Source organism: Actinophytocola sp. (genome assembly GCF_035762905.1).
GTDB lineage: Bacteria > Actinomycetota > Actinomycetes > Mycobacteriales > Pseudonocardiaceae > DASYTH01.
This window is the reverse complement of the sequence record NZ_DASUCC010000135.1, coordinates 88775-100429: the sequence shown is the minus strand read 5'-3', so window position 1 is coordinate 100429 and position 11655 is coordinate 88775. Positions and strand designations below refer to the sequence as shown.

Sequence of the window (11655 nt, the reverse complement as noted above, 5' to 3'; positions counted from 1 at the left end):
CCCCACCCCAGCCGCCTCGGCGAACCCCACATCGCCGAGGCGGCTTCACACTGCCCGGAACACCTCCGGGCTTCGACGCCGTGCGGCCGCCCGAGTGCTCACGGCAGCTGAGCGGCCAGCTCGGCGCGTGACCTGATGCCGAGCTTGGTGTAGACCTTGCGCAGGTGGTACTCGACCGTCTTGGGGCTCAGGAACAGGGCGGCGGCAACCTCCCTGGTGGTCTTTCCCTCGGCGAGCAGGAGGGAGACCTGAAGTTCTTGCGGTGTAAGGGTTTGCACGCCGGTTGGCGCGCTTCGCCGAATCGCCTCACCGGTCGCCTCCAGCTCGATCGCGGCGTGGTCGGCCCACGGGACGGCGCGCAGTTGCTCGAACATCGTGAGCGCGGCGCGCAGCTGCGGCCGGGCCTCCACCCGCCGGCGCGCGCGGCGTAACCGGGCACCGTACGCCAGCTGGGTGCGTGCGGTCTCGAAGCCGTCCAAGGTGTTCGCGTGAAACCCAAGGGCTGCCTCGAAACACGCGTCGATGTCGGCGTCCGGGCTGAGGATGCCCACGGTGCGCTCGGCACGTGCCAGCGCCCATGGTTGGCCCTTCGTCATCGCCGCGGCCCGGTAGGTTCGCGCGATTCGCCAGGCGTCGTCGCGCCTGCCCAACCGGGCCAAGGCATCGGCCAGCTCGGGCGCGGGCGACACGTCCGGATCGGACAGCTCGAGCGCGGCCAGCAGCGGGTCCAGCTCCTCGAGATGCGTCAGCGCGGCGCGCAGGTCGCCGAGCCCCAGTTCCAGCTCCGCCAACGCGAACAGCGACCATATCCGTCCGATGTGGATGTCCCGGGCGCGGCAGATCGGCAACGCCTCGGCGACGAGCGCCCGGCAGTGCTCCGCGCGGCCCAGCCGGGCCTGCAGCCAGGCCAGTCCGGCCAGACACATCGCCAGCTCGGTGTTCTGACCGGTCTCGCGCGCCAGTTGGATGGCCTCGTCGTAGGTCGCCTGGGCACGGACCCACTGGTTCGTGGTGGCCTCGTCCCGCGCGACGTGGAACAACAGGTACGGCAGAGCGCCAACCGCCGCTTCGGCCCGGATCTCCCCGACGATGCGCCGAAGCTCACCGCCGGTGTCCGAGTCGCGCAGGAACAGGGGCGCGACCAGCAACCACGGCACCCGGCGCTGGTCGTCGCGCAGCGGGTCGGCGGCACCAAGGAGCTCAACCCCCTCGCGAATCTGGTTGACGCCGCCGCGGTTGGCCAGGATTCGCGCCACCCCGGCGGCGAGCAGCCCGAGGCCGCGCGCCCGCGGCGTCGTCGTCCTGTCGAGCAGGTCCTCGATCTCGCCGGCCAGTTCGAGCGCGGCCGCGGCGTCGCCGAGGTAGAAGCAGACGCTGACGGCGTCGGCCAGCGGCATGACCCGGGCGTTCGCGTCCGGGGACTGCGCGGCCGCGGCCCGGAAGATGTCGCGGGCCTCGGTCAGCGACCCGGTCCGCGCCGCGATCGCGCCGCGCAGCTCGAGCGCCCGCAGTCGATCTGCCGGTGCGCGCAGGACGCCGGCCTCGTGCAGCAACCCGGTGGCCCGCGGCCCGGAGCCGGCGAGCCAGGCCGACTCGGCGGCCGCAACGGACAGCGTGGCGTGCACCTCGAGGTCGGGGCTCAGCCGCGCGGCCCGTTCGAGTGCGGCCGCCGCGACGTCGTGCGCGCTGCGGTCGTGGGCCCGCGTCGCCGCCCGGGTCAGGAGTTCGGCGACCCGGGCGTCGGGACCCAGCGTCGCCTCCGCCAGGTGCCAGGCCTGCCGGTCCGGCTCGTGTGGACCGAGCGTGTCGGCAACGGCACGGTGGATCGATCGGCGCTGCTCCGGTGTTTCGTCGCCGTACACGGCCGCGCGGACGAGCGGATGGCGGAACTCGATGCGGCCGTCGACGATCTGGATCAGCCCGGCGGCCTCCGCCTCGGTCAGTGCGTCGACGCCGAGGCCGAGGCGCAGGCAAACCTGGGCGACCAACCGCAGGTCGTTGCCAACCACCGCGGCGACGGTCAGCGCGGAGCGGCCGGCCTGGCCGAGCGACCGCGCGCGGGCGGCGAACGCGTTGGCCAGCGTGGCCGGCACCGGCAGCGGCACCTCGGGCGAGGTGTGCTCCACCCGGTCCGCCGCGCCGGCCAGTTCGATCAGCGCGAGCGGGTTCCCCGCGGTCGCCCGGTGCAGCCGGGCGACCAGCTCCGCCGACACCGTGGCCGGGGCATGGCGCGCGACCAACTCGCGCGCGGCGACCAGATCGATTCCGGACAGCGGCAGCTGGGGCAGCACGGCCGGCTCCGGGGTACGGGACGTGGCCAGCAGGACGATCGGATCGGCCATCAGCCGCCGGGCGGCGAAGGTCAGCGCATCCGCCGACGGCCGGTCGAACAGGTGCAGATCGTCGAGCAGGATCGCGACCGGCCGGTCCTCCGCGAACCGGCACAACAGGCTCAGGGTCGCGGCGCCGATGGCGAACCGGTCGCCGGTCGCGCCGGGACGCAGGGCGAGCGCGGCCGACAGCGCCTGCGCCTGGGGTGCCGGGATCTCGTCGATCCGGTCCAGCGCTGGCCGCAGCAGCTGGTGCAACGCGCCGAACGGGATTTCCCGCTCCGGCTCGCTGCCGGCGGCGCGCAGCGACCCCATGCCCGCCATGCACTCGGCCGCGTCGTCCAGCAACGCGGTCTTTCCCACGCCGGGCTCGCCGGTGATGACCAGAACGCCGCTCTGGCCGATCCGCGCACCGGCCACGAGGCGCTCGATCGCCCGCCGCTCGGCGTCCCGTCCCATCAGCACCCCTGGAGTCTAGGAGAGTGAACCCGCTGTTCAGGGCTGTCCAGTTGGGCCACTAGGTGGGGCACCTGATGCGGTCGCCGGCGCCACGCCCCTACGTTTCCGCCGCACACCGAGGAAAGGAACACGATGACGGCAACCCAACCGGCGGTCGAGGTGGACGGCGAGAAGCTCATGCAGTTCGTCTTCCGGGCCGTCGACGAGGCCGGCGCCACCCTGAACGCCGCGCTGGTCGTCATGGGCGACAAGCTCGGCTACTACCGCATCATGGCGTCCGGGGACCCGATCAGCCCGGCTGAGCTGGCCGAGCGCAGCGACACCGCGACGCCGTACGTGCGGGAATGGCTCAACGCCCAGGCGGCAGGCGGTTACGTGACCTACGACCCGGGCACCGGCCGCTACACCCTGCCGCCGGAGCAGGCGGTGGCACTGACCGTGGAGGACAGTCCGGCGTTTCTGCCCGGGTTGTTCCAGATCACGCTGGGCACCGTGCACGACGCCGAACACGTGCTGGCCGCCGCGCGCAGCGGCTCCGGCGTCGGCTGGCACGAGCACCACACCGACGTGCACGTCGGCTGCGAGCGGTTCTTCCGGCCGAGTTACAACGCGAACCTGATCGAGGCATGGCTGCCGGCGCTGGACGGCGTGCTTGCCAAGCTTCGGACCGGGGCCACGGTCGCCGATGTCGGCTGTGGGCACGGCGCGTCGACCATCCTGATGGCCCAGGCGTTTCCGAACTCCTCGTTCGTCGGCTCGGACTACCACCCGGAGTCGATCGAGACCGCGCGGGCCCGGGCGGCGGCCGCGGGTGTCGGCGACCGGATCCGGTTCGAGGTGGCCGCCGCCGACCGGTTCAGCGGGACCGGCTACGACCTGGTGACCATGTTCGACTGTCTGCACGACATGGGCGATCCGGTCGGCGCCGCGAAGCACGTGCGGGACGCGGTGGCCGCCGACGGCACCTGGATGATCGTCGAGCCGATGGCCGGCGACCACGTCGAGGACAACCTCAACCCGGTCGGCCGCGCCTACTACGGCTTCTCCGCGCTGCTGTGCACCCCGTCCTCGCTGTCCCAGGACGTGGGTCTCGCCCTCGGCACCCAGGCCGGCCCGGCCCGGCTGCGCGACGTGGCCACCGCCGGCGGGTTCACCCGGTTCGCCAGGGTGGCGCAGACGCCGTTCAACCAGGTCCTCGAGGTCCGGCCGTAATCTGCGAGGACACTGTGACCGTGACGAGGGAGGAACCGAACCCGGCCCGGGCGGCGAGCTGGACCGGGTTCGCCAAGCGGGCCGGCGTGCGGATCGCGTACAGCGTCTACGACAACCCCGGCCGGCCGACGGTTCTGCTGATGCCGACCTGGTCGATCGTGCCATCCCGGTTCTGGAAGCTGCAGGTGCCGTACCTGGCTCGGCACTTCCGGGTGGTGACCTTCGACGGCCGGGGTTCCGGCGCCTCGGACCGGCCGCCCGGCGCGGCGTCCTATGTGGACTCCGAGTACGCGCAGGATGCGTTGGCGGTCATGGACATCACCGCCACCGACCGCGCCGTGCTGGTCTCGTTGTCCTGCGGGGCGGCCTGGTCGGTGCACGTGGCCGCCGGCCATCCGGAGCGGGTCACCGGGCTGGTGGCGATCGCGCCGTCCTGCGGGTTCCAACTCGCCCAGCCGGCCCGCGAGCAGTACGGCTGGGACACTCCGCTGGACACCACCGAGGGCTGGGCGAAGTACAACAGGCACTACTGGCTCGGTGGCGGGTACAGCGATTTCGTCGGGTGGTTCTTCCACACGATGTACCCCGAACCGCACTCCACCAAGCAGATCGAGGACGCCGTGCGGTGGGGGCACGAGCTCGAGCCGCAGACGCTGGCCGACACCACGGCCGGGCGGCTCGGCTGCGACGGCGCCGTCTGCGTGTCGGTCGAGGAACTGTGCCCGCGGGTCCGGTGCCCGGTGCTGGTGATCCACGGCACCGACGACCGGGTCCGCGGACCCAAGGTCGGACAACGCCTCGCCGAGCTGACCGGCGGCTCGCTGGTGCTGCTCGAGGGGGCCGGGCACGGGCCGCCTGCGCGCGAACCGGTGCGGGTCAACCTGCTGATCAAGGAGTTCGTCGACCGAGTGCATCCCACGGCGAGGAGGTCGACCTGGGCGCGGCAGGTGAGCCGGCCGCCGCGGGCGCTGTACCTCAGCTCGCCGATCGGCCTCGGGCACGCCCGGCGGGATCTGGCCATCGCCACCGAGTTGCGCAAGCTGCGGCCGGAGCTGGAGATCGACTGGCTGGCCCAGCACCCGGTCACCGCGCTGCTTGATCCGGTCCGGGAGCGAATCCATCCGGCGTCGGCCGCCCTGGCCAACGAGTCGTCCCATATGGAGGACGAGGCAGGCGAGCACGACCTGCACGCGTTTGCGGCGATCCGGCGGATGGACCAGATCCTGGTCAACAACTTCATGGTGTTCAACGACGTCATCGAAACCGAGCGGTACGACCTGGTGATCGGCGACGAGGCCTGGGACGTCGACTACTTCCTGCACGAGAACCCCGAGCTGAAGCGGTTCGCATTCGCCTGGCTGACCGACTTCGTCGGCTGGCTGCCGATGCCCGACGGCGGTGCCCGCGAGGAGCGCCTGACCGCCGACTACAACGCCGAGATGATCGAGCATCGGGCCCGCCTGCGCCGGGTCCGCGACCGGTCCGTCTTCGTGGGCAACCCCGACGACGTCGTCGACCTGCCGTTCGGGCCGGGCCTGCCCGCCATTCGCGACTGGACCGAGCAGAACTTCGATTTCGCCGGCTACGTAACCGGATTCGACCCACCGAGCGAGGCCGAGCGCGCCACCCTGCGCCGCAGGCTCGGTATCCGCCCGGACGATCTGCTCTGCGTGGTCACCGTCGGCGGCTCCGCGGTCGGAGCGCCGCTGCTCAGGGCAATCCTCGACGCGACCCCCGCAGCGCGCCGACTGGTGCCCGGGCTGAAGTTCCTCGTGGTCACCGGGCCCCGGATCGACCCGGCTTCGCTGCCCCGGCGCCAGGGCGTGTCGATCCGCGGCTACCTTGCGGACCTGCACCGCCACCTCGCCGCCTGCGATCTGGCCGTCGTGCAGGGCGGGCTCACCACCTGCATGGAGCTCACCGCGAGCCGCCGGCCGTTCATCTACGTGCCGCTGCGCCACCATTTCGAGCAGAACTTCCACGTCCGCCACCGTCTCGACCGCTACCGAGCCGGCCGCCGGATGACCTACGACGAGATCATCGAGCCGGACGCCCTTGCCGCCGCGATCGCCGAAGAACTGCACCGCCCCATCGACTACCACCCCGTCGAAACCACCGGCGCCACCCGCGCCGCCACCCTGCTCGCCGACCTGCTCTGACCCGGCCCCGGCTGACCGGCACCGACCGGATGAGCCGGTCCAGGAACTCCGGGTAGGTCAGCCCGTCGGCGGCGAACATCTTGGGCACCTGGGACTCGGCGGTCATCCCCGGCATCGTGTTGACCTCGTTGAGCACCAGCCCGTCCGGGGTCAGGAAGAAGTCGATCCTCGCGATGCCGCGGCAGCCGAGCGCGTCGTACACCCGCAGGGCCGAGTCGGTCAGCGTTGCGGCCTCGGTTTCGGACAGCTCCGCCGGGATCACGAAGGTGGCGCTTCCGTCGTACTTGGTCGCGGTGTCGAACAGGCCGCCGTCGACGCGGATTTCCAGCGGCGGCCCCACCCGGCGCCCGCCGTCCGGGTCGTCGAGCACCGCGACGTCGATCTCCCGGCCGACCACCACCTGCTCCAGCAGCACCCGGTCGTCAAGGACCAGCGCCGCCCGCAGTGCCGGTTGGAGCTCCTCCTTGCTGCCGACCAGGCGCACTCCGAAGCTCGACCCCGCGGCGGCCGGCTTGACCACCACCGGCCCGTCGAAGACCACGGTCGGCAGGTCGGCCCCGGTGACCAGCCTGCCCGGCGCGGTGCGCACCCCGACGGCCTCGGCCACCAGCTTGGTAGCCCACTTGTCCATCGCGAGAGCACCGGCGCGCACCGGCGCCCCGACGCACGGGATGCCCGCCAGCTCGCACAATGCCGCGAGGGTCCCGTCCTCACCTCGGGGGCCGTGCACCAGAGGCAGCACCAGGTCGCACTCGGCCAGCACCGCGAGCGCGGCAGCGAGGCTGTCGGTCGTCGTTGAGCCGAGCGGCCGCTCGTCCGGGCCCAGCCACCTGCCGTCGCGGCGGATGGTCAACGCCACCGCCTCGTACCGGGCCGGGTCGAGCGCGGCGCGTACCGAGGCCGCGGAGGCGAGCGAGACGTCGTGCTCACAGTTCTGCCCGCCGCCGATCACGGCCACCCGGAGTCGCCCACTCACCGGACGCTCCGCCGCACGCGGGGACCGATCCGAGTCACGATCTCGTGCGGGATGGTGCCCGCCCAGCCCGCCCAGTCGTCGACGGTCGGCTCACCGCCGTCACCCGGACCGAACACCACCGCGGCGGTGCCCGGATCGACCGGCTCGTCCCCCAGGTCCACCACGGCCTGGTCCATCGAGATCACCCCGACGACCGGGCGACGCCGACCGGCCACCATGACCTCCGCCCGGCCGGACGCGGCGCGCGGCAGGCCATCGGCGTAGCCGATCGGCAGCAACCCCAGGTTGGTCGCACGGTCGGTCACGTGGGTGTGCCCATACCCGATCCCGACCCCGGCGGACACCCGTCGCACCTGGACGATGGGCGCCGTGAGCCGCAGTGCGGACCGCAGGCGCGTGCTGCCGGACGGATCGATGCCCACCAGTCCGACGCCGATCCGGACCAGGTCCAGGTGCGTGCCGGGGTCGGTCAGCGTGGCGGCGGTGGCGGCCAGGTGGCGCACCGAGGGGCGCAGCCCGGCCCGCCTGGCCAGTTCGACCCCACGCAGCAACGCGTGCCGTCCCATCGTGTTCGCCGGGTGCCCCGGATCGTGGGCCATGGCCAGGTGTCCCATCACACCCACGACCGTGACCCGCCCGGCGGCCTCGGCTCGCCGGGCGGCGGCCATGAGTTCGAGCCATTCGTCCGGGGCGGCGCCGTCGCGGGCCATCCCCGTGTCGAGCTGAAGGTGGATCCGGACCAGGTGCCCGGCTTCGACGACGGCCGCGAGATGGCGAACGCTCGGCACGGCCAGATCGACCCGATGCCGGCAGGCGGTCTCCACGTCGCCATCCACCGGGTTCAGCCAGCTCAACACCGGCGCGCCCAGGCCCGCGGCGCGCACGGCGACGGCCTCCGCGATCGACGTGACCCCGAGCCACGTCGCGCCGTTGTCGAGCGCGGTCCTGGCCACGTCGGCCAGTCCGTGCCCGAACCCGTCGGCCTTCACCACCGCCATCAGCTCCCCGCGCGTGGCCTTGGCGAACCGGCGGGTGTTGGCGGCGACGGCGGACAGGTCGATCGCCAAGGTCGCCTCGTGGACCGGGGCGCACGCCCGCCTGATGCCGGTCACCGGCGCGGTCACGCCGACACCCGTGCTTGCGGCACGAGGGCGGCACCGATCAGCGGAGCACGTCTTCGCATGGGCCTCACCGTGCTCGGTCGATGTCCGCGTGGCGCGATGATCGTGTGACAGTTCCGCGACAACGACCACCAGGCCGGCCGCGTGTGGCGGACCTCACCGTCGGCACAGAACTGTCACACGCTGTCGAGAACCGGTCATCGAAGCCCGACACCGTCGGCACCCACGACACCGAACCTCGACGGCATGAGCGAATCGACCTCGGCCATCATCGCGCCGCCCCGGGCGGTCCCGGACGGGTATCGGGACCGGCTCCTGCACGCGGCCACGTTCGTCCTTGCCGTGCTGTTGTTTCCGGTCGCCGCGCTCCGCGCGCCCGGACGCGCCAGGTACCTGGCCTGTCAGTGGGCCCTCGGCCTGCGGTTCCCCCGGGAGAACCTCGATGGGCTCACGCCCGGAACTCGGGCGGCCTTCACCGCCGCCCGCACGGTGGCGTTCTGGCGCGACGGCCAGCTGATCGGCGTCACCTCAGGACACCGCGACGCCGGCGAGCAATTCCGGCTGTACTCCGCGGAAATCCGGCACACCGGCTCCGTATCGGCGGCGCGCAGACGCGTCCTGCCGCCGGAAGAATCCAGCCACGTCCGGGGAACAGCGCTGGACATCCGGCCGTACGCCGGAGCGCGATGGCTGGAACGGCACGGCGCGAACCACGATCTCCATCGGACATACGACAACGAATGGTGGCACTTCGAGTACATCCCGGACAGCGGCGGACGGCCGCCGCTCCGCCGAGCCCACCCCGGCGCGGCACCGGCACATCATTCGACCCACGGTGCCGGTAGCTGACAAACGGGCCGAAACCAGGCGGTTCGCGCAGGTCAGGACCCGTACCGAAGTCGGCTTACACTCGGTCTCATGGGCAATCGGCGCAATCGGTTTCGGCCGGACATCGCCGGAGTAAGGAGACATACCGGTGTCCCACCTGCTGTTGGTCGAGGACGACGCCGTGCTGGCCGAGGTGCTGTCCCGCGCACTGCGTGATCTCGGGCACTCCGTCACCGTGACCGGCGACGGTGAGCAGGCCCTGACATCGTTGTACGACCACGGAATCGCCGCGGACCTCGTGCTCCTCGATGTGATGTTGCCCGGCATCGACGGTTTCGAGGTGTGCCGCCGGATCCGCGCCCGCGACACCACCCCGGTGATCCTGCTCACGGCGCGCGGCGATCCGATCGACGTGGTCGCCGGGCTGGAGGGCGGCGCAGACGACTACGTGGTCAAGCCGGTCCAGCCTCGGGTCCTGGACGCCCGGGTGAAGACCGTCCTGCGCCGGGCCCTGCCCGCTACGCCGGCCGAGCTTTCCTCGCCGGTGCTCACCATCGGCGATCTCGGCGTCGACCGTGCGGCCTGCGTGGTGACCAATCGGGGAACGGAGGTACACCTCACACCGACGGAGTTGCGGCTGCTGTTCGAGTTCACCGATCACCTCGGCCAGGTGCTGAGCCGTCGGACGCTGCTGCAGCGGGTGTGGGACTACGGCTACAGCGGCGACTCCCGGCTGGTGGACGCCGCCGTGGCCAGGCTGCGGGCGAAGATCGAACCGGACCCGGCCAACCCGGCCTTGCTGCGCACCGTGCGGGGACTCGGCTACCGGATGGTCAAACCGTGAGGTGGCGCTTCGGCCTGAGCACCAAGATCGCCATCACGGTCGTCCTGGTCACCGTCGGCGCGTCGGCCGTGCTGGCTGTCGTGGTCTACTTCCTGCAGGCCAACTCGGCCAGGGACCGGTTCGTCACCTCGGCGACCCTCGGGTTCCGGTCCGATGCCCGGCAGGCCGCCCAGTACCCCACGTTGGACCAGGGCCCCCCGGGACCGCCCATGTTGGACCAGGCCTCCCCGGGGCCGCCTACCGAGGTCAGGTCCACGGCGAGCTACATGAGGGGACGGCTCGGCATCACCTGGGCACTGGTCGACCTCAGCCAAGGCGCATCCGTTCTGCGAGACGGCAGGTACGTCCCGGTCGCCGGCAACACCGGCTCGCGCGTCGGCCAACTCCCGGCCGATCGGATCGAGCAGGCGAACAGCGCGAACGGCCGAGCGATCACCTACAGCTACGAAGGAGACGACGGCTCCTACCTCGTGGTGGCCGGGACGATCACCCCCAACATCGTGCTTGCGGAGTTCTACAGCACCGGTGCACTGGACCGCGAGGTCGCCAACCTCCGCACCCAGCTCGCCGTGGCCACCCTCGTGGTCGCTTCCATCGCAGCCGCGATCGCGCTGCTGGCCGCCCGGCGCATCCAGCGCCCGATCCGGACCGCGGCCTCGGCTGCCAGGGCGCTCGGCACGGGCGCACTCGACACCAGACTGCCGGTGCACGGCCAGGACGAAGTCGCCGAACTCGCCAGTTCCTTCAACACCATGGCCGGCCGGCTGGGCGAGTCCATCGCCGAACTTCGCCGCAAAGACGCCCAGCAGCGCCGTTTCGTCGCCGACGTCGCCCATGATCTGCGCACGCCGCTGGCCTCGCTCGTCGCGCTCACCGACAGCCTCGACAGCCCCGACCACCATGATCGGACCCGTTCGGTCGAGTTGCTCGGCACCCAGGTCCGCAGGCTCAGCATCCTGGTCGAGGACCTGCTCGAGATCTCCCGCATCGACGCGGGGGTGGCTGAGTTCCGGCCCGAACCCATCGATCTCGCGGAACTGGTGACCGATGCCGCCGGATTGGTCTCGACCAGCGCCGAGGTCACCCTCGCTTCCGCCGGCGAGACGACGATGCAGGGAGATGCCCGCCGGGTGCACACCATCGTGCGCAACCTGCTCGTCAACGCCGAACACCACGGCGCCCCACCGGTATCCGTGGCCATCGACGGCACCGTCCCCTGGAAGGTGACGGTGACCGTCACCGATTCCGGACCGGGCGTCCCAGCCGATCTCGCCTCCGTGATCTTCGACCGGTTCGTCCGGGGTGACCACGCCCGGGCCTACACCGAAGGCAGCGGCCTCGGTCTGGCGATCGCAGAGGAAAACGCGACGATGCACGGCGGCTGGATCACCGTGCACAACGCAGAAGGCGCAGGAGCGGCCTTCACCCTGACTCTCCCCCGCACGATCCCGGCACCAGGACGGGACGACAATCAGCCACAGGCCTGACGATCTCCAACTCGGCGGGTCCGGTCGGACAGCTCGGGGCCACAACGCCGACCCGCCAACACACCGACACCCGCGCCGGCACGGAACTATCCTGGTTGGACACCCTGAAAGGTCGCATACAGGTCACCACCTACCCGACGAACGGCGGATGGCTCAGCATCAACCCTCTCCGCCCCGACCACCTCCGCACCGCCATAACCGAACTGGTGGAACTCATCCGAACCGCACATACCGGCTGA

At 71.7% G+C, this 11655-nt stretch carries 8 protein-coding genes and 1 pseudogene; 6 read left to right on the top strand and 3 right to left on the bottom strand.

From position 1 onward, the window contains the following. Positions 1-98: 98 nt before the first annotated feature. Positions 99-2789, bottom strand: coding sequence for an AAA family ATPase (locus VFV67_RS29270; protein ID WP_326473905.1), 2691 nt, complete (start codon positions 2787-2789; stop codon positions 99-101). Positions 2790-2921: 132 nt separating this feature from the next. Here VFV67_RS29270 and VFV67_RS29265 point away from each other — a divergent pair, with 132 nt between their 5' ends. Both VFV67_RS29265 and VFV67_RS29260 read left to right on the top strand, forming a co-directional pair. Next, on the top strand, positions 2922-4001 hold the full coding sequence (locus VFV67_RS29265; protein WP_326473900.1) for a class I SAM-dependent methyltransferase: 1080 nt from the start codon (positions 2922-2924) through the stop codon (positions 3999-4001). Positions 4002-4141: 140 nt separating this feature from the next. Continuing rightward, positions 4142-6031: pseudogene (locus VFV67_RS29260) on the top strand (alpha/beta fold hydrolase); the annotation flags it as partial. A 7-nt stretch (positions 6032-6038) separates the two neighbouring features. Here VFV67_RS29260 and VFV67_RS29255 read toward each other — a convergent pair. Beyond that, a complete protein-coding gene (locus tag VFV67_RS29255; RefSeq protein WP_326473899.1) occupies positions 6039-7136 on the bottom strand; it encodes a D-alanine--D-alanine ligase family protein in 1098 nt (365 codons plus the stop codon). Beyond that, positions 7133-8260 (bottom strand): alanine racemase, encoded by a 1128-nt coding sequence (gene alr / locus VFV67_RS29250; protein WP_326473898.1) that lies wholly within the window; start codon positions 8258-8260, stop codon positions 7133-7135. The genes VFV67_RS29255 and alr overlap by 4 nt, the downstream gene beginning before the upstream one ends. A gap of 243 nt (positions 8261-8503) precedes the next feature. Here alr and VFV67_RS29245 point away from each other — a divergent pair, with 243 nt between their 5' ends. The 4 genes from VFV67_RS29245 (at position 8504) to VFV67_RS36915 (ending at position 11655) form a co-directional block, all read left to right on the top strand. Then, positions 8504-9106 carry a M15 family metallopeptidase gene (locus tag VFV67_RS29245; RefSeq protein WP_326473897.1) on the top strand — a complete coding sequence of 201 codons (603 nt, stop codon included), beginning with the start codon at positions 8504-8506 and terminating at the stop codon, positions 9104-9106. Between the two features lie 127 nt (positions 9107-9233). Next, on the top strand, positions 9234-9929 hold the full coding sequence (locus VFV67_RS29240) for a response regulator transcription factor (RefSeq protein WP_326473896.1): 696 nt from the start codon (positions 9234-9236) through the stop codon (positions 9927-9929). After that, complete coding sequence (locus VFV67_RS29235; protein WP_326473895.1) at positions 9926-11416, top strand: HAMP domain-containing sensor histidine kinase; 1491 nt, start codon at positions 9926-9928, stop codon at positions 11414-11416. The genes VFV67_RS29240 and VFV67_RS29235 overlap by 4 nt, the downstream gene beginning before the upstream one ends. Then, the gene (locus VFV67_RS36915) at positions 11311-11655 is read left to right on the top strand and encodes an ESX secretion-associated protein EspG (RefSeq protein WP_414636370.1); all 345 of its coding nucleotides are present in this window, start codon (positions 11311-11313) and stop codon (positions 11653-11655) included. The genes VFV67_RS29235 and VFV67_RS36915 overlap by 106 nt, the downstream gene beginning before the upstream one ends.